Below are 18007 nucleotides of genomic sequence, written 5' to 3' on the forward strand. Positions count from 1 at the left end.
GTAGATACAATTACAGCAAACCTCTATTGTCTTTTTATTTCAGAAACAATTCAAATACCTTTAAACTATCAATAGTAAATAACGTTTAGTATTGAGAAAAAAAGTTTAATCATTAAAATCTTGTTATTATGAAAACAGTTATAAAAACAATCATTTTGCCAGCAATGTTTATTGTGGCAGTGACAACACAGGTTTCTGCACAAGCAAAACGTAGTAATGCGAAAGCTAAAACCGTTACAACAACGACAACCAAAAGAACAAATGCAGTTGCAAAAAAAACATCAAATAAAAGGATTTCAAGTACTAAGGTTACTTATAAAAAACCCACTAAAAAAGTAACTTCGGTAAGATCACTTCCTAAGAAAACGGTTGTAAAATACAAAAATCAGAATTACTATTATGCAAATAACAGATATTACACGCAATCTCGAGGACGTTACATTGTTATTGCACCAAAAGTTGGGTTTAGAATAAATGTATTGCCTACTAACTATAGAAGTGTGAGTTTTAATAATCGTAATTATTATAATGCAGACGGCATATTTTATATTCAAATAAACAACCAATACGAGGTTGTTGACCCAGAAGTTGGTGCCATAGTTTACTAACTACCAGACGATTACGAAAAAGTGATCATTGATGGTTTAACGTACTACGAATATGCGAATATACTTTATGAGAAAGTGCAAGTTGATGGTTCAAGAGGCTATGAAGTGGTAGGTATTATAGATATGGAATAAAAAATTGATTTGATTGATAGTGATTAAAAAGTGGGTGGTTATTTTATAATTACTCACTTTTCTATTTAATAAATTTGAATCTGGTTTTATTATCGCCACTATAATTATTAATGGAAAATTAAATTCGCACATAGAAACATTACAAACTATTAATGAAATTTCAAATGGATTTAAACACTCATTCATATAAAGGTTCAGAATACCCTGTAGTTTTTGCATACACGCTGGATTATAACGATTTAAAAAATCAACCAAAATTTCACACTCTGGATTTAAAAATTGTTTTAAAAGATTATGATTTGTTTTTAAGAGACATAAAAGATTTTATACAACAAAATTCATAGTATTATGGAATTAAGCAGTACTGGCAACAAAGTATATAATTTATTGCTAGTTTTAGCTCACTTACGAAATTCCTTCGGAATTTAGCCGTTCGTGATTTATTTAATAACTTGGTTGCTTAACCACGCAACAAACCATATTCCTAAGTCCCCTCCATTTTATATTTTTCTTTTAAGCTATCTTTAAATGATAAGATTTAAACCATTTTTAATTTATAGAGTCTAAGGTTTATGAAATTAGCACACATACAACATTTATATAACAGAGTTGGTTTTGGTATTACACCAAAAGAATTGGCTCGTTTATCTAAGAAAAGTAAAAAAAACGTTGTGAACGAGTTATTTGCTTCTTCTAAGAAAATAACTATTTTATCTGTAGATACTTCTTTTTTAAAAGGTATTTCTTTTAAAGATGCCAAGGATAAAAACAAACGTAAAGAACTTCAAAAAAATAGTAGGAAAAAAGTACAAGAACTTTCTACAGCTTGGTTTGAACGTTTAAATAATCCATCAGAAATTTTACGTGAAAAAATGACCTTGTTTTGGGCGAATCATTTTGTGTGTGAAAATAGAAACATATTATTTGTACAGAGTTACAATAATATGTTGCGTGAAAATGCTTTGGGAGATTTTAGAAATTTCACAAAATCGGTTTCTAAAGAAGCCGCTATGCTTTCTTATTTAAACAACAAACAGAACAAGAAAAAAAGTCCGAATGAGAATTTTGCACGCGAATTAATGGAACTTTTTACGTTGGGACAAGACAATTATACAGAACAAGATATAAAAGAGTCTGCAAGATCATTTACAGGATATAACCATAATTTTAAAGGACAATTCAATTTTAAACAAGGACAACATGATGCCGAAGAAAAAACATTCTTTAGTAAATCGGGCTATTTTAAGGGTGATGATATTATAGATATCATTCTAGAAGAGAAACAATGTGCACGTTTTATATCAGAAAAAATTTACAGCTATTTTGTTAACGAAAACATTAGTATTAACCATGTAGATGAAATGGTAGAGGTGTTTTATAAAGATTATAATATAGAAAATCTAATGCGTTTTGTATTGCTTTCTAATTGGTTTTATAACGATGAAAATATTGGAACGAAAATAAAATCGCCTATTGAATTTTTAGTGGGTATAAACACTATTGTACCTTATAAAATAGAAAAACCAAAACAAGTTTTATTATTGCAACGTTTATTAGGGCAAATTTTATTGAGTCCGCCAAATGTTGCTGGCTGGCAAACGGGTAGAAATTGGATTGACAGCAATACCATTGTTACCCGTTTGCGTCTACCTTCTGTTTTGTTAAACAATGCAGAAATTGCGTATTCAGAAATTGGTGATGAAGAAACCATGATTACCAATTTTAAGAAAAGAAAATTGCGTAAAAAAGCTTTCATAAAAGTTTCTGCAGATTGGAGTTCTTTTGAAGAAAATTATAAAAAGGAATCTAATAAGGAATTGGTACATCAAATTATAACATCAAAAATTAATAGTGGAACCGAAGAAATGTTAGAAAGAAATCAGCAACTTTCTAAGCACGATTTTGTTGTGCAATTAATGAGTTTACCAGAATATCAACTTTGCTAACCTCTCGACTGCGCTCGAGATGACAATATCAAAATTATGAACCATTCATAATTAAATTTTTGGCTATTTAATTAAATGTTTATATGATGCAACATGTGATCATTGAAAAAAAATAAATACATGAAACGTAGAGATTTTTTAAAACAGACAACTTTTGCTTCAGGAATGTTTTTTGTTCCTCAATTTTTAAAAGCTTTTGAACAGCTTCCAAATAAAACATTTAGCAATAAAAAAGTAGTAATTATTCAGTTAAAAGGAGGTAATGATGGCTTAAATACGGTGGTTCCTTTTAACAACGATATTTATTATCAACAAAGAAATAACATCGCTATAAAACAAAACGATGTATTTAAAATTTCTGATGAGCTTGGTTTACACAAAAGCCTACAACCTTTGCAAGATTTATACAACAAAGGCTTTGTAAGTATTATAAATAATGTGGGGTATCCGAACCCTAATTTATCTCATTTTAGATCTACAGATATTTGGCAAACGGCTAGTGATAGTAATGAGTACTTACAAAATGGTTGGGTAGGGCGTTATTTAGATTATACCAAAGGAAATCCATATGCTGCTATTGAGGTAGATGAAAGTTTGTCTTTAATGATGAAAGGAAATACACAAAACGGATTGGCAATTACAGATCCAAAAATGTTTTATAATTCTATGCGAGCTCCCTTTTTTAACAATGTGGTAACCAATTATAATGATGCCCATTTAAGTGAACATAATTTAGGGTATTTGTACAATACTATGATTGATGCAAAATCATCTGCAAAACACATTTTTGAAAAAAGTAATACAAAAAGTACTTCTGCAGAATATCCTAAAAACATCTTTGGAAAGCAGTTGAATACTATTTCTCAGTTTATAAATTCTGGTCTAGAAACACAAGTATATTATGCGGGTTTAAGTGGTTTTGATACACATGCAAACCAAGCAGGTACACAAGAAAGATTATTAAAAGTATATGCAGAAAGTATGGAGGTTTTTATCAACGATCTACAGAAAAATAATACGTTTGATGATGTTTTAATTCTTACGTTTTCAGAATTTGGTAGACGTGTAAAACAAAATGAATCTAAAGGAACAGATCACGGAACAGCCAACAATGTTTTTGTGATGGGAAAAAACTTAAAGAAACAAGGTTTGTATAATAATTTACCAAATTTGGGCGATTTAGATAAAAACGGAAATCTTAAATATGAAATAGATTTTAGAGAGATTTATGCAACAATTTTAGACAAATGGTTACAAGTAGATGATGTGGCTATTTTGAATAAATCATTTTCTAAATTGAATTTTGTTTAATATTTCTCATATTCAAAATACATTTAGAAGAATATATCCTGTTTTTAGAGATTAAAATTAAACGATGCATGTAAATTTGGAAAGTCGAAATCTTAAAGTTATCTTTGGTAACTAATCAATATTTTATTTTAATACTGCAATGAAATCAATAAAAAGAAAATATCTACAAGGCTTTTATGAGACGCTCGTCCATGGCTTTGTTTGTGCTTCTTTTTCTTTTGCAATGTATAGAAAACGTAAAATTATCTTTGTGTCTTAATTAGGCATTTCGAGTGTGCCTACACAACTCTATTTCATTATTTCTTATAGAAGATATTCAAAATAACAAATTGAATGGCTTTACTCGCATATGTAATAATGTTTCCATTTAGAGTTTACGATACTGTTTTTTTATATATAAATTAAAAATACTAATATCATGGCTGTATTGAGAAAAAAGCTCACAAAAGCAGAATTAAACGAGAAAAAACAAGAGAAAATTTTAAAGAAATTAGAAGATAAAAAAATGAAGAAGCGGAAGTCCAGAAAGTAGCCTATAAATTTTAATACCCCTTTGCAAGAAGAGGTTGTCTTAAAAGTCTTAAACGTTGTTTTACTGACAAAAAAATACTTTTTTAGACGACCTCTTTTTATTTAATGATACTGCACTTTTCTAATTACACGCATAGCTTCCTTATACTTTATATACGTTGTTTTATCTTTTAAATCTTTTAGGTAGGTTTTTACCTTCTTTAACTGTTTAGAGACGTCTACATAACCGTGTAAATAACAGATTAAATAATTGGTAGGTAAACGTAACACATCCACATCTTCAATTACAGAAAGAGGGATGTTGTTTTCAATTTTTTTTACAATAGCATTGCAATCATTGTAAATGTGATGTATAATATTTACATCAAATTTTGGAGGAACAAACAAGAATTCTTTTACAATATCATGCTGTCCGTTTTCTTTAAAATGGATAATTGTTTTCTCTAAAGGATACAATTCTTCCTGCTTTTCTAATCCTAAATAGATGTATTCGGTGATAATAAAAGAGTGCTGATTATAACTAATTTGTACATCATCTAAAGCAGAAAAAAACAACTTTACTTGCTCGTTAATTAATTCTATATCTACTCTAGAAAAGTAAATTTCATCGTTTATAAGCTTTTTTTCTCCTGCCCAACATAGCACAAATTGCTCATTAAAAACTTTGTACTGTGGGTTGTAGGCAGGTTTATGATTGTTGATGAAATCGAAAACACCATCTAAGGTTAATTCTATATTATTGCGCGCATTTTTTTCGATAGCTTCCACAATATCTTTATTAGTGTTTCGCAATTCAAAATTTCCGGAAGAAGGTATAGAGTTACTTCCTCTTCTGTAAAAAGTAGTTCCTTTGCTATATTTCCAAGTATTCTTTAAAAGTGATGTAATTTTATTATTCGGATGAATGGTAACCAAACCAATAACTTTATGACGCTGTAAGCTAGGAAAAGGAACATTTTCGTATTCAATTTTTGGTGGATTTTTTAAATACGCATTCACCAAATTCTGAATCTTGCTATCATCATAAAAATCGACACCAATAATTTTGTTTTCTTCATCTTCTACACCAATAACGATGTAAGAATTATTTTCTGGATTTGAGTTTGAAAGCGCACAAATATGTTTTAAAAACTTTGCTTTTCCATCTTTTGCACTTAATGATAATTTTTGCTTTTTATCATAAAAACTATTCTCATCGTTGTGAGAAAGTAGGTTTTTGATTAAAAGTCTTTTGTTTATCATTTTATGGCATTTCTTCTCCTTGGCTAGCTTCTAAAAGTAGAAACCAATCTTGTAGCTCTAAATTAATTTCTAAAGCTTTATTTGCGTTTAAAATTCGTTCTTTATTTGTGGTTCCAATCACAGGAGATATTTTTGAAGGATGTTTTAAAATCCAAGCTAATAATAACACATCTTCAGAAACCATGTATTTTGCTACTAATGTTTTTAAAACTGCTTTTACTCTTTCTGTTTGTGCTGTTTTTTCTCTAAAAACACTTCCTAAAGGACTCCAACACATTGGTTGCATACTTTTTTGTAGCATTTGATCTAAACTGCCATTTTGCATTGCATTATGATGTGTTAAAGAAAATTCTATCTGATTTACAGAAACAGGAATTTTATCAGCAATTAAATCAACTTGAGAAGGCGTAAAGTTTGAAACTCCAAAATTGATTATTTTTCCACTTTCTTGCAATTCTGTAATAGCTTCTGCAATTTCGTCAGGTTGCATAAGCGGACTTGGTCTGTGCAGTAAAAAAGTATCAAGATAAGCTGTTTTTAAGTTTTTTAAAGTAGATTCTACACTCCAAATAATATATTCTTTCGAATAATTATAATGTTTTAATGTATTATCTCTTGCTTCTCCAACAAGTTGGATACCACATTTAGATATTAACTGAATTTCTTCACGCGGAATGCCAGTTTCTACAAACGCTTTTCCAAATTCAGCCTCTGTAGAATAATCCCCATAAATATCTGCATGATCAAAAGTTGCATTACCGTTTTCTACACAGAATTGAATCATATCAATTTGTTCTTTAGTAGAAAATTGTTTTCCCCATTTTCCCCAAGACATGCACCCAATTATGAGTTCTGATTTTGGCATTTTTATAACTTGTTTAAAATTGTTGGTGATGCTTGCGCTGTTGGATACACTACTAAATCTTCTATATTAACATGATAAGGTCTCGAAATTACAAAATAAATAATATCTGCAATATCTTCTGCTTGTAAAGCTTTATAACCTGCATACACAGATTTTGCTTTTTCTGTATCGCCTTTAAAACGAACATCTGAAAACTCAGTTTGTACTGCTCCAGGATGAATTGCAGAAACACGAATGTTATGTTTGTTTAAATCTATTCTCATAGCCTTATTTAAAGCATCTACAGCGTGTTTAGAAGCACAATACACATTTCCGTTAGGATATACTTCTTTTGCCGCTATAGAGCCAATATTTACAATAAAACCATTGTTTCTTTCTGTCATTTGTGGTATGATAGCTTTAGAAACGTACAATAAGCCTTTTACGTTAATATCTAACATAGCGTCCCAATCATCTATATCGCCGTCTTGTATGCTAGACAATCCATGTGCATTCCCTGCATTATTGATTAAAATATCAACTTGTTTAAAGTTTTCGGGTAATGAATTTATAGCTGTTGCTACTTCTTCTCTTTTAGAAACATCAAACCGTAAAGTAGTTACTTCTGTAAGTTTACTTAAAGTTTCTTTAAGTTCAGATAATCTTTCTGCTCTTCTTCCACAAAGAATTAAACGGATGTTATTTTTTGCAAAAATTTCTGCGGTTGCTTTTCCAATTCCAGAAGTAGCTCCGGTTATAAATGCTGTTTGTTTCATTTGTCTTATTTCTAGTATTCCTGCGATAGCAGTAATTTAATTTTAGTCTGCTAAATTGTCCTATAAAATTAAGAAAACATATGTTGTTAGTTTAAAATTTAAGTGTAAAATTTTATTAAATTATGAACAAAGAAAAAACCGTCCTCCACAGGACGGTTTATCTTTCAATTGGTAACTACTCCAATCAAAAATCAACTAACCAAACTTTATTTTAAATTTCTTCTTTCTTTTGTTTCTCTTATTACCTTAGTACGTTTTCTTCCATTATTCCTTACAATATCTTTTGCGCTTGTTTTAGAATTTTTGCTTTTCTTTAATTCTATAAAACCTATTCCAGAAAATTCGTAGGTGGTGTTAGAATTAGAATTATAAAGTGCTATCGTTCCATCATCAATAACGCTCAATTCAAACACCTCTGTATCGCCATTATCATAAAATAATGTTAAATCCTTTATGTCTTCAAATCCATTGATATCATCGATTTCATATGCACCAACGTAATCCCAAATACTATAATCAACTTTTGTGCCAACTTCTTCTTGAGAACTATAAAATGTTGTTATATTTTCTGGTGAAAAGGCTAAATAATTTTCAGCATCAAAGGCATTTGGTACGCCATCATTTGTACTTATTTTTTCCCATCCAATATATTCTTGTAAAAAGTATTCTATGTTTTCGTAAAATAATTTGTCATAGTCAAATGTATCTACCTGATATCCTATTAAATAATAACTTACGTTTTGTCTGTAGTTGTATAATTTAATTTCATTGTTAGAAAGTACAGTAACTTCAAAGTCGTTTGCACCGTCTATATCATGATCTGTTTCCAATTCCCCATTATACGTATTGTATGTTCCAACATCAATTCCAAAACCATTTCCGGTTCTTCCAATATCTACAATATTATTGTTTGCGTATAAAATTCCATTTACAAATGATAAAGTAAATGCTCTTGAAACATAAGGGATATCTCCATTTCCTGTCGTTCTGTTATAATCTACATACCATAAGTCATAATCTGTGATTACTTGTTCTAAAGGTATTTGATAATTATCATCAAATGTAGAACAAGAAGTCAATAGCGTTCCGGTAATGATTATTGTTATAAGTAGTTTTATTGATTTCATAAGCTTGAATTTTACTGTTATGCTTATGTAATTTCAAAATACGTGCCAAAAATAAAAGCCACTCAATTATTAGTGGTTTTTTGATGCTTATTGTATTTGTTGATAAGATTTGTCATCCATTTCTTTAATCTCTTTTATTTTATAATATTTTGTTTCTCCATTTACTTGATAGGTGAGAATTGCTTCATTATCTTCTAATTTAAAAGGAATCTTTTCTTGTACGGGAATTTTATTTTTAAATTCCTTTTTAGGCTCTAAGTGAAGTATAATGTCTGAATTTGTATTTTTTGAACTACTATAATTTGCTATAATAAGAGAGGCTTCTTTAAATTCTACTTTTGTGGCCTTGTTCCTAAAGTATAATGAATCAAATGTTATATTCGATTTTTCTTTTAATTGAATTTGAACATTAATACCATGAATTCCTGGTTGTCCTCCAGTCCAAGTCATATAGTTTGCCGAATCAATTATAAAAGGTGTATTGTTTTCAAATTTTGTGTTTCCACATTGTGAAAAACTTAATATAATTAGCAAAATGGATAAAGTTTTCATAGTTCTTATTTTTATAATTGAAATCAAACGATATGCCAAGTTATAAAAAAAGCGAACCTAAATGGTTCGCTTTTATATTATTGTAAAAAAAAATACTTTTAAATATTCTTCTAATTATTTATTGATTTTGCATCTTTAAGTAATTTGACTTCGCAAAAGCTTCGTCTAATTTTTTAATGCTTCTGCACCACCAACAATTTCTAAAATTTCGTTAGTAATTGCTGCCTGACGTGCTTTGTTATAAGTTAACAATAAATCGTCTCTTAAATCTGTAGCGTTGTCTGTTGCTTTGTGCATTGCAGTCATACGAGCACCGTGTTCTGATGCAAAACTATCTCTAATAGCTTTGTATAATTGCGTTTTTAATGACTTAGGTATTAATGCCTCAACAATTTCTAATTTAGATGGTTCATAAATATATTCAGAACTAACTGCATCTACATCTACACCTTCTATTGGTTTAATTGGTAAAAATTGCTCTACTTGAGGAATTTGTGTTGCAGCATTTTTAAATTGATTATAAATAAGCTCAATTTTATCATACGTACCCTCTGCATATAACTCCATTAACCTTTCTGCAACTAAAGCTACATTGTCAAAAGTTAAATCATCAAAAATATCGTTTCTAGAGGTTACAATATTAAACTGTTTAGTTAACACATCACCACCTTTTTTACCGATAGCAAATAAATCTACTTCAACAGTACTGTATTTCTCTTTAATAGTTTTAATAACTGTTTTTGTAATTGATGAGTTAAAACCACCACACAAACCTCTATTAGAAGTTACTACTACTATTAAAACCTTAGAAACCTCTCTTTGAGTAGAGTAAACCCCACCTGCATCACTATCTAAAGTTGCACTTAAATTTTGCAATAATTCAGTTAGTTTAGACGAATACGGACGCATTGCCGTAATTGCATCTTGTGCTTTTTTTAACTTTGCAGCAGATACCATTTTCATGGCAGATGTAATCTGCATTGTAGATTTAATAGAGGTAATTCTATTACGTATTTCTTTTAAGTTTGCCATTTCTCAAGTTATGAGTTATGAGTGTTAAGTTATGAGTTTTTGATAATTGCTACCAAAATACGTATTAACTCTTCACACTTATTATTCAATTCAGCTGGTACTTTTCTACCTGTTGATTCTAAAATTTCTAACCAATATTTGGTTTCATTAGCTTCTTTTAAAGCAATACCAAATTTGTATTTAAAATCTTTTTTACTAACTCCTCTTTGTGCTTCTCTTGTATTGGCTCCAATACTTGTTCCGCTTCTTATTAATTGAGATGCTAATTCAAAATCTTTATTTTCTTTAAGAGTATCACAATATTTAACTATTTCGCAAGCAAACTGAAAGCTTTTAATTCTTATAGGGCTTTCAGTTAACTTACTCATAATTCATCGCTCTAAACTCTTAACTAGTCTTTATGCAAAATGTTTAGAAATTTCAGAAGCTGCTGCTTCTAAAACTGCAATTGTTTCTGGTGTTAATTTACCAGACTTTAATGTATCTAAAGTATCTCTATGTTTTGCGTTTAAGAAATCGATGTAATCTCTCTCAAATTTCTTAACTTGATTTACAGGTACATCTCTTAATAAGTTTTTAGAACCTGCATAGATAATTGCAACTTGATCTTCTACTGAGAAAGGATCATTTTGAGCTTGCTTTAAAATTTCAACGTTACGTTGTCCTTTAGAAATTACACTCATTGTAGCTGCATCTAAATCAGAACCAAACTTTGCAAACGCTTCTAATTCACGGTATTGAGCTTGATCTAATTTTAATGTACCAGATACTTTTTTCATTGCTTTAATCTGAGCGTTACCACCAACACGAGATACAGAAATACCTACGTTAATTGCTGGACGAACACCAGAGTTAAATAAATCTCCATCTAAGAAAATTTGTCCATCTGTAATCGAAATTACGTTTGTTGGAATATATGCTGAAACGTCTCCTGCTTGTGTTTCAATAATTGGTAATGCAGTTAAAGAACCTCCACCTTTTACAATTCCTTTTAAAGAATCTGGTAAATCGTTCATTTCACTAGCAATTTTATCATCATTGATTAATTTTGCAGCACGTTCTAATAATCTAGAGTGTAAGTAAAATACATCACCAGGATATGCCTCACGTCCTGGAGGTCTTCTTAATAATAAAGAAATCTCACGGTATGCAACTGCTTGTTTAGATAAATCATCAAAAACAATTAAAGCTGGTCTACCAGTATCTCTAAAAAATTCTCCAATTGCAGCTCCAGCAAATGGTGCATATACTTGCATTGCTGCAGGATCTGATGCATTTGCTGCTACGATTGTAGTATAAGACATTGCGCCTTTTTCTTCTAACATGTTTGCAATTGCTGCAACAGTAGAAGCTTTTTGACCAATAGCTACATATATACAATATACTGGTTCACCAGCATCGTAAAATTCTTTTTGATTTAAAATAGTATCAATAGCAACGGTAGATTTACCAGTTTGTCTATCTCCAATGATTAACTCACGTTGTCCACGTCCAACAGGAATCATTGCATCAATAGATTTAATACCAGTTTGTAATGGTTCAGTTACTGGCTCTCTATAAATAACACCAGGAGCTCTACGCTCTAAAGGCATTTGATACGTTTTACCTGTAATTGGTCCTTTACCATCAATAGGGTTACCTAAAGTATCTACAACACGTCCAACAACGCCTTCACCTGCTTGTAAAGAGGCAATACGTTCTGTACGTTTAACGTTAGATCCTTCTCTAATAGAAGTTGATGCACCTAATAAAACAACACCTACATTGTCTTCTTCTAAGTTTAATACAATACCTTCTAATCCATTATCGAATTCTACTAATTCACCATATTGAACGTTAGAAAGACCGTAAACACGAGCAATTCCATCTCCTACTTGTAAAACAGTACCTACTTCGTTTAAAGTAGCTTTTGCTTCAAAATTTGTTAACTGTTGCTTTAAAATTGCTGATACTTCAGCTGGTTTGATACTTGCCATCTTTTATAATTTGATGTATAATTAAATTTTTGGAATAAAATGACTGTTGTCAAATTCCTTTTTCAATTCGTATAAATAATTAGAGATACTTGCATCATATTGCACATCTCCCACACGTAAAATAAATCCTCCTAAAATATCTGGATTAACTACGTTCTCTATATTAGCTTCGTCTCCTGTTAAAGATACTATCTTAGCTAAAATTTTCTTTTCTATCTCTTCAGTTAAAGGAACTGCTGTAGTTACCTTTGCTACTTTTATATTCTTATCAAAATCATAAATAATAGCATATTGCTTTGCAATACTAAGAAGCATTGATATTCTTTTATTATCTTGTAATAAATGAAACAAGCCAAGTGTAATATTGTTTACTTTACCTTCAAACAAAGCTTTTAAAACTTTTGTTTTTTCTGATGGTTTAACAATAGGACTTTTTAGCATTACTTCAAAAGTTTCATTTTCAGAAATTGTACTAGCTATCAATAACATATCGTCATTTACGGCAGTTTCTTCTTTTGAATCTTTAGCAAGATTTAAAATTGCTTTTGCATAACGTATTGCTGCTCTTGCGTTTTTCATGCTTAAATTAGTTTAAAGTAACATCTTTTAAAAGTCCTTCAACTAATTCTAGTTGATCTTTTTTATTAGATAATTCTTTTTTAATTACTGATTCTGCGATACCAATAGATAATTCGGCAACGTTTTTCTTAATATCGGCTATAGCAGCTTGCTTTTCTTGCTGAATTGATGCTTGTGCTTTTTCTATTAATTTAGAAGTAACTTCTTTTGCATCTTCTTTTGCTTCTGCTAGCATATTATCTCTAATATCTCTAGCATCTTTCATCATTGCTTCTCTTTCTGCTCTAGCTTCTTTTAATAATTTCTCATTATCTGCTTGTAGATTTTGCATTTCTTTACGTGCATTTTCTGCAGCTTCTAATGCATCTTCTATACCTGTTTCTCTTTCTTCTAAAGAGTTTAGAATTGGCTTCCAAGCAAATTTTTTCATCAAAATTAATAAGATAATTAAGATTACTACTTGCATTGCAAATAAGCCTGGTGAAAAGTCGTTTAATAAAGTTTCCATTCTATTTACTAATTATATTGTTCTTTGTTTAATTTAAAAACACTTTCTGTAACCAACCGTTACAGAAATGTGTTTTCGTTTTTTTTTGAGAAAATTATTTCCCTAAGATTAATGCACCAAATGCTAATCCTTCTAATAAGGCACCAATGATGATCATTGCGGTTTGAATTTTACCAGCTGCTTCAGGTTGACGTGCAATACTTTCCATTGCTTTTCCACCGATTTGACCTAATCCAAGTCCTCCTCCGATTACGATTAATCCTGCTCCAATTAAATTGTACATACTAATTGATTTTTAAATATATTAATTAAACAAATTCTAATACTCTTTTTTGATACTTGGTTTGCACCAAGGTTTTAGTGGTGGTCATGTTCTTCAACAGCCATTCCAATAAATAATGATGATAACATTGTAAAAATGTATGCTTGTAAAAAGGCTACTAAGATTTCTATAACCATTATAAACAAAGCCAATGCTAAAGACATTCCTGTAGATGCTACTGGTCCGAATGCTTCTTTCATTGTTACCATTAATGCAATTAAACTCATTACAATAAAGTGACCCGCAGTAATGTTTGCGAATAAACGTACAAGTAATGAAAACGGTTTAATTAAAATAAAACCTGCTAATTCTATAACTGCTAATATAGGTCTTAAAATATAAGGTACACCTGGCATCCATAATGTGTGCATCCAAAAATCTTTTGTACCATTTACTAAATAGATTACCATTGTAAATAATGCCAATGCTAATGTAACAGCAATTTGACCCGTAACGTTAAATCCAAATGGAGTTAAACCTAATAAGTTTAAAATCCAGATAAAGAAAAACACGGTTAATAAAAAGCCCGTAAATTTTTTGTATTTTTTCTCACCAATGTTTGGTCTTGCAATTTCGTCTCTAACGTATAAAACCAATGGTTCTAAAACACGACTAAAACCTATTGGTATTTTTCTAAATTTATATTGTTTTGCCAATCTAGAGAATCCTAAGAACATTAAAAAACCTGCAAATAAAATACCTACAACAGATTTAGTGATAGAAAAATCTAAAACTTTACTAGCGTTTGTAGCATGATGAGCATCGTCAAAAGAAACTGTTGCAGCTCCGTTTTCTAACTCGTAAATTTTACTGTGTATTTTTGCGAATTTTAATCCGTTTTTTTCTACAATTACATGTCCATCATCATTATGATGGAATGCAGATGACATAAAAGTAACTAAACCTTCTGTAGTCCAAACAATAACAGGAAGCGGAAAACCTACATGTTTTCTTTCATTGGCATCATTTGTGTAAGAGTAAAATGCGAAATCATGAGAATCTTTAAGGTGATGCTCTATATAAGCTTTTACCTCTTCTTTGGTGTTTACTTGTCCGCCGTCGTTTTGGTCGTCGATTTTTTTACCTGATTCAAATGCGAAACTTGTAGTTGTAATAAGAGCTATTACAGCTATTGTAAGAAATTTGATTGTTTTTTGTGCAATACCCATTTTTAAAATACGCTTTCTAAATTTGCCGCAAAGGTATGTAATTAATCAAATACTTACACCCTTTTTTTTGGCTATTTTTCTTTATTGTTTTTTGTTCAGTAATTTAGCTACAAAAAAAGCATCTGTTGATAAAAAAATAACTGTTGGAATTAACAAAGATAGTTTTTCTGTTACAGATAGTGTTTCCTTTACAAATAGGGTGTCGTAGAAAGCTAATTTAAACAATATTAATTTAATAAAAATGGCACCAAGATATATGTAACTTAATTTTTGTTTGAACTTATCAACAAATGAAAATGCCACAAAATTAGTACAAACCAATATAGAGAAACCAACATTAAATTCGTAGATTTCTACTAGTTTAAAGTGCAATATTAGTCCTTGTTTTTCTATTAAATAACTATGGCTAAAGAAACATATAATAAAAAGTAAGGCTAAGGTAATGCAATACGTAATAACAATTTTAATCATTAATTTTATTGGCTTGTTTTATTAACGAATAGGTAGCTACAAAGATGGCAAATAATGTTATTGTTTCTGTTAAGAAAGAAGTTTTAAATTTTATGTCTAACCATTTTCCTAACAAGAAGCCTAAATAAATAGTTATCCCCATTTGCAAACCCGCACCAGAGAGTCTTATTGCTTTATTAAGCGGTTTTTTCTGATCGGTTTTTTTTGTCATTACTAGAATTTAATTCTTTTACAGCTCCTTTCATAGTACAGGTTGCATTAAATGTAGCACCTGGTTCTACAGATAGTTTGCCTATTATTACCTCTCCAGTAATGTTTGCATTCGTTTTTACGGTTAGCGTGTTTGATACTAAAAGATTTCCAGAAAACTTACCTTCTATATCTGCGTTGGTACATTCTATTTTTCCTTTTATATAGCCTTCTGTACCAATAATAACTCTTCCATTTGTAACTAAGGTTCCTTCTAATGAGCCATCAATTCTAAAATCGCCATCAGATTTAATGTCGCCAACAATTTTTGTGTTTTTAGCTAAAACATTTCTTTCCATAACTTTTTTATTTAGTGGTTGTTTACTTTTACTATTAAACATCTTATTTATTTAATTGTTTGATTATCTCTTTTGCTTTTTTCCCTTCTTCTGTATTTCCGTAATTAACAGCTACAAAATCTAGAGCTGTTTTATAAGTCTCTATATCTTGGTGTTTCCCTATAGCATAGGCTTTTAAGAGCTCGAATTTCGGTAATAGTTTCGAGTCTTGTAGCGTTGGTAGTAATGCATCTATTTTAAGAACTGTTTCTTTAAACTTACTTTCATTATATAGATAATACATTTCTTTATAAGATTCTTCAATTTCATTTTTAGAAACGGCATCATCAAGCGGTTTGTTTGGGTGTTTAATTACTTGTGCAAACTTTGTAGTAGGGTAGTCTGTAAGAATTATATTTTTATGTTCATTTGTTTTTATAGCATTGCCTAGGTCATTATAAATTTGATATAAATGCCAATTAATTGGTAACACTAATTCTTTACTTGGGTTTAAGTTATTAACTCTTTCTAAGCGCTCAAGTGCTAGCCTTATATCTTTAAATTGTTCTTTATAAATAACACCTAATTCGTATAAAGCTTTATTTCTGTTAATATTTAAAGTATCTATTTTTTCTTTTTCTGAAGGGATTGTTTCTAAATAACTTGCCAAGTCGTAGCGTAAATTTTTGGTGTTTACAACTATAGAATCTTGTTCTGTTGTGTTTGTGCCAATAGTACCAGACCATCTCCAATTATCTTCTAAAACTCTATTTCCCCATATTTTTTCAAATTCTGATTTACCAAAACTTATAGATTGAGAATTGTAGAAATACCATTTTCCTTTGTTGTTCGATTTTAATTGATTTCCGCCAAATGTATCACCAAAGGCTTGTTGGTTTAGTTTTAACTGAGCAGCTTCTTCGTCTTTCTTTTTTAAGTTGTCTATATATTTTTGAAAAAAAGCTTCTTGTGCTGGTTTAGAAAGTGCTACAATTTTTAAAATACTATCATTTTCAGAAACCGTTTTTTCAAAATTAATTAAAGAAGCTAAATTTTTATGCTTTCTTTTAATACGTCTAAACCTTAAATTTAAAGTGTCAGCAGCAATGTTTATAATACTGTCATAATAAGAACTTGCTACGATGTATTCTGAATTTTTATAATTGATGTTCCCTAATTTTTCGTAAGTAAATGTTTTCTGTTTTACATTATCAGATTCAGCTCTAAGAGATTTATTGTAATAATCTACCGCTAAATTTATGCTATCGTTTTGCTCGTGTAAAAAACCAACCTGATAATACAATTCATCTAAATAAGGTCTGTTTTCTCTTTCTTTAATTAAGTCTTGCATTTTCTCTAAAATGAAAGCGGAAGTAGAATCGCTCGTAGAATTTTTTGCCAATTCTATATGAGCATGCATTTTGTATTTGTAAGGTGCTTTCTTAAAGTTGATAATTTTATTGAATGCTAAGGATGCGGAATCTTTTTTATTTTCTGAACTATAAATCTGACCTAAAACAAAGAGGTTTCTAGCACCTTGGTTTCTATTCTTTAGGGTTTCTGTAGATTTAATTAAGTATTTTTTTGCATTGTCTATGCTGTCAGATTTTATATAGGCCATCGCCAAAGCGGTGTACCCTTGTTCTCTAATTACTTCTGGTAAATCTACTTCTAAGGTGTCTTTTACTTTAAGAAGTAAGTTCATAGATTCAATAGCAAACTCTTCATTATCATTTCTAATATTTGCTTTTGCTCTCCATATTTTAGTTTCTGCAATTAAATCTGCATCCGGATACGTAGCAATTACATAATTAAATGCTTCTATGGCAGGTATAAAACGTTGTTCATAATAACGTGCTTTTCCTAATAATAGATACGCATCATCAATTTGTCTGTTGCGCTCTACATCTTTAATATTCATTCCGTGTTTTTGGATTGCTTTTACAGCTTTTTCTTCTGCAATACCAAAAGGAGTGGTGGCTTTATCTTCTTCGTTTCCGTTGTCATCATTAAAACCAGCACCCATACCAGTATTTAGATTTGGTATGGTAACTTTGTCTTCTTCAAATTTAATAGGTTCTATAGGTATTTGTGTAAACCAATCATCTTTATAGCCTTCGTTAATGTCTTCAATTCCTTTATTAAAAGCTTCTTTACCATTAAACAACACATTGTACTTTGTGTTTAAGGCATGCCAGTTTCTACTAATTACAGTATCTTTTCTTGTGCTACAAGAGTTTATAACTGAAAATACAGCAATTGCTAAAACTATTTTTTTGGTGTAATTCACACAGATATATCTTGATTAAACAACTAATTTTTAAAGTAAGAAACTCTTATTTAAACTAAAATCT

The 18007-nt window shown here is 30.0% G+C and carries 18 protein-coding genes and 1 pseudogene; 3 read left to right on the top strand and 16 right to left on the bottom strand.

The annotated features are described in order from the left end of the window. The first annotated feature begins 164 nt into the window (after nt 1-164). From KV700_RS11430 to KV700_RS11440, 3 genes and pseudogenes are all read left to right on the top strand, one after another. Nucleotides 165-740, top strand: a pseudogene (locus tag KV700_RS11430) (DUF6515 family protein). Nucleotides 741-1312: 572 nt separating this feature from the next. Then, complete coding sequence (locus KV700_RS11435; protein ID WP_218597952.1) at nt 1313-2686, top strand: DUF1800 family protein; 1374 nt, start codon at nt 1313-1315, stop codon at nt 2684-2686. 120 nt (nt 2687-2806) lie between these two features. Continuing rightward, nucleotides 2807-3997 carry a DUF1501 domain-containing protein gene (locus KV700_RS11440; protein ID WP_218597953.1) on the top strand — a complete coding sequence of 397 codons (1191 nt, stop codon included), beginning with the start codon at nt 2807-2809 and terminating at the stop codon, nt 3995-3997. A 633-nt stretch (nt 3998-4630) separates the two neighbouring features. Here KV700_RS11440 and KV700_RS11445 read toward each other — a convergent pair. The 16 genes from KV700_RS11445 to KV700_RS11520 form a co-directional block, all read right to left on the bottom strand. After that, entirely contained in the window at nt 4631-5770 is a 1140-nt protein-coding gene (locus KV700_RS11445; RefSeq protein WP_166383800.1) for an ATP-binding protein, read from the bottom strand. A 1-nt stretch (nt 5771) separates the two neighbouring features. Next, the gene (locus KV700_RS11450; protein ID WP_218597954.1) at nt 5772-6635 is read right to left on the bottom strand and encodes an aldo/keto reductase family oxidoreductase; all 864 of its coding nucleotides are present in this window, start codon (nt 6633-6635) and stop codon (nt 5772-5774) included. Nucleotides 6636-6637: 2 nt separating this feature from the next. Next, nucleotides 6638-7390, bottom strand: coding sequence for an SDR family NAD(P)-dependent oxidoreductase (locus tag KV700_RS11455; protein ID WP_166383796.1), 753 nt, complete (start codon nt 7388-7390; stop codon nt 6638-6640). A 206-nt stretch (nt 7391-7596) separates the two neighbouring features. Then, nucleotides 7597-8517, bottom strand: coding sequence for a hypothetical protein (locus KV700_RS11460; protein WP_218597955.1), 921 nt, complete (start codon nt 8515-8517; stop codon nt 7597-7599). Nucleotides 8518-8604: 87 nt separating this feature from the next. Next, entirely contained in the window at nt 8605-9069 is a 465-nt protein-coding gene (locus KV700_RS11465) for a hypothetical protein (RefSeq protein ID WP_218597956.1), read from the bottom strand. A gap of 165 nt (nt 9070-9234) precedes the next feature. Then, on the bottom strand, nt 9235-10101 hold the full coding sequence (gene atpG / locus KV700_RS11470; RefSeq protein ID WP_218597957.1) for an ATP synthase F1 subunit gamma: 867 nt from the start codon (nt 10099-10101) through the stop codon (nt 9235-9237). Nucleotides 10102-10130: 29 nt separating this feature from the next. Next, nucleotides 10131-10469 carry a four helix bundle protein gene (locus tag KV700_RS11475; protein ID WP_218597958.1) on the bottom strand — a complete coding sequence of 113 codons (339 nt, stop codon included), beginning with the start codon at nt 10467-10469 and terminating at the stop codon, nt 10131-10133. A gap of 30 nt (nt 10470-10499) precedes the next feature. Further along, on the bottom strand, nt 10500-12077 hold the full coding sequence (gene atpA, locus KV700_RS11480) for a F0F1 ATP synthase subunit alpha (RefSeq protein WP_166383786.1): 1578 nt from the start codon (nt 12075-12077) through the stop codon (nt 10500-10502). A 21-nt stretch (nt 12078-12098) separates the two neighbouring features. Then, nucleotides 12099-12656, bottom strand: coding sequence for an ATP synthase F1 subunit delta (atpH, locus tag KV700_RS11485; RefSeq protein ID WP_166383784.1), 558 nt, complete (start codon nt 12654-12656; stop codon nt 12099-12101). A gap of 7 nt (nt 12657-12663) precedes the next feature. After that, on the bottom strand, nt 12664-13164 hold the full coding sequence (locus tag KV700_RS11490) for a F0F1 ATP synthase subunit B (protein WP_165731533.1): 501 nt from the start codon (nt 13162-13164) through the stop codon (nt 12664-12666). 94 nt (nt 13165-13258) lie between these two features. Next, entirely contained in the window at nt 13259-13447 is a 189-nt protein-coding gene (gene atpE / locus KV700_RS11495; protein ID WP_068447578.1) for an ATP synthase F0 subunit C, read from the bottom strand. A gap of 74 nt (nt 13448-13521) precedes the next feature. Beyond that, a complete protein-coding gene (atpB, locus tag KV700_RS11500) occupies nt 13522-14655 on the bottom strand; it encodes a F0F1 ATP synthase subunit A (RefSeq protein ID WP_166383782.1) in 1134 nt (377 codons plus the stop codon). Between the two features lie 81 nt (nt 14656-14736). Beyond that, nucleotides 14737-15126: a DUF6168 family protein gene (locus KV700_RS11505; RefSeq protein ID WP_218597959.1), complete on the bottom strand. Its 390-nt coding sequence runs from the start codon at nt 15124-15126 to the stop codon at nt 14737-14739. After that, nucleotides 15119-15337 carry an AtpZ/AtpI family protein gene (locus KV700_RS11510; protein ID WP_166383780.1) on the bottom strand — a complete coding sequence of 73 codons (219 nt, stop codon included), beginning with the start codon at nt 15335-15337 and terminating at the stop codon, nt 15119-15121. Before KV700_RS11510 ends, KV700_RS11505 begins: the two co-directional genes overlap by 8 nt. Further along, nucleotides 15303-15716: a polymer-forming cytoskeletal protein gene (locus tag KV700_RS11515; RefSeq protein ID WP_166383778.1), complete on the bottom strand. Its 414-nt coding sequence runs from the start codon at nt 15714-15716 to the stop codon at nt 15303-15305. Before KV700_RS11515 ends, KV700_RS11510 begins: the two co-directional genes overlap by 35 nt. Before the next feature lies 1 nt (nt 15717). Further along, the gene (locus KV700_RS11520; protein WP_166383776.1) at nt 15718-17943 is read right to left on the bottom strand and encodes a lipopolysaccharide assembly protein LapB; all 2226 of its coding nucleotides are present in this window, start codon (nt 17941-17943) and stop codon (nt 15718-15720) included. Nucleotides 17944-18007 lie beyond the last annotated feature (64 nt).

Origin of the sequence: Polaribacter sp. NJDZ03 (genome assembly GCF_019263805.1) — a bacterium.
Lineage (GTDB): Bacteria > Bacteroidota > Bacteroidia > Flavobacteriales > Flavobacteriaceae > Polaribacter.

Excerpts from the sequence above, each read along its gene's own strand:
- KV700_RS11435 (WP_218597952.1), top strand. The coding sequence starts at position 1,313 with ATGAAATTAGCACACATACAACATTTATATAACAGAGTTGGTTTTGGT.
- KV700_RS11440 (WP_218597953.1), top strand. The coding sequence starts at position 2,807 with ATGAAACGTAGAGATTTTTTAAAACAGACAACTTTTGCTTCAGGAATG.
- KV700_RS11445 (WP_166383800.1), bottom strand. The coding sequence starts at position 5,770 with ATGATAAACAAAAGACTTTTAATCAAAAACCTACTTTCTCACAACGAT.
- KV700_RS11450 (WP_218597954.1), bottom strand. The coding sequence starts at position 6,635 with ATGCCAAAATCAGAACTCATAATTGGGTGCATGTCTTGGGGAAAATGG.
- KV700_RS11455 (WP_166383796.1), bottom strand. The coding sequence starts at position 7,390 with ATGAAACAAACAGCATTTATAACCGGAGCTACTTCTGGAATTGGAAAA.
- KV700_RS11460 (WP_218597955.1), bottom strand. The coding sequence starts at position 8,517 with ATGAAATCAATAAAACTACTTATAACAATAATCATTACCGGAACGCTA.
- KV700_RS11465 (WP_218597956.1), bottom strand. The coding sequence starts at position 9,069 with ATGAAAACTTTATCCATTTTGCTAATTATATTAAGTTTTTCACAATGT.
- atpG (WP_218597957.1), bottom strand. The coding sequence starts at position 10,101 with ATGGCAAACTTAAAAGAAATACGTAATAGAATTACCTCTATTAAATCT.
- KV700_RS11475 (WP_218597958.1), bottom strand. The coding sequence starts at position 10,469 with ATGAGTAAGTTAACTGAAAGCCCTATAAGAATTAAAAGCTTTCAGTTT.
- atpA (WP_166383786.1), bottom strand. The coding sequence starts at position 12,077 with ATGGCAAGTATCAAACCAGCTGAAGTATCAGCAATTTTAAAGCAACAG.
- atpH (WP_166383784.1), bottom strand. The coding sequence starts at position 12,656 with ATGAAAAACGCAAGAGCAGCAATACGTTATGCAAAAGCAATTTTAAAT.
- KV700_RS11490 (WP_165731533.1), bottom strand. The coding sequence starts at position 13,164 with ATGGAAACTTTATTAAACGACTTTTCACCAGGCTTATTTGCAATGCAA.
- atpE (WP_068447578.1), bottom strand. The coding sequence starts at position 13,447 with ATGTACAATTTAATTGGAGCAGGATTAATCGTAATCGGAGGAGGACTT.
- atpB (WP_166383782.1), bottom strand. The coding sequence starts at position 14,655 with ATGGGTATTGCACAAAAAACAATCAAATTTCTTACAATAGCTGTAATA.
- KV700_RS11505 (WP_218597959.1), bottom strand. The coding sequence starts at position 15,126 with ATGATTAAAATTGTTATTACGTATTGCATTACCTTAGCCTTACTTTTT.
- KV700_RS11510 (WP_166383780.1), bottom strand. The coding sequence starts at position 15,337 with ATGACAAAAAAAACCGATCAGAAAAAACCGCTTAATAAAGCAATAAGA.
- KV700_RS11515 (WP_166383778.1), bottom strand. The coding sequence starts at position 15,716 with ATGTTTAATAGTAAAAGTAAACAACCACTAAATAAAAAAGTTATGGAA.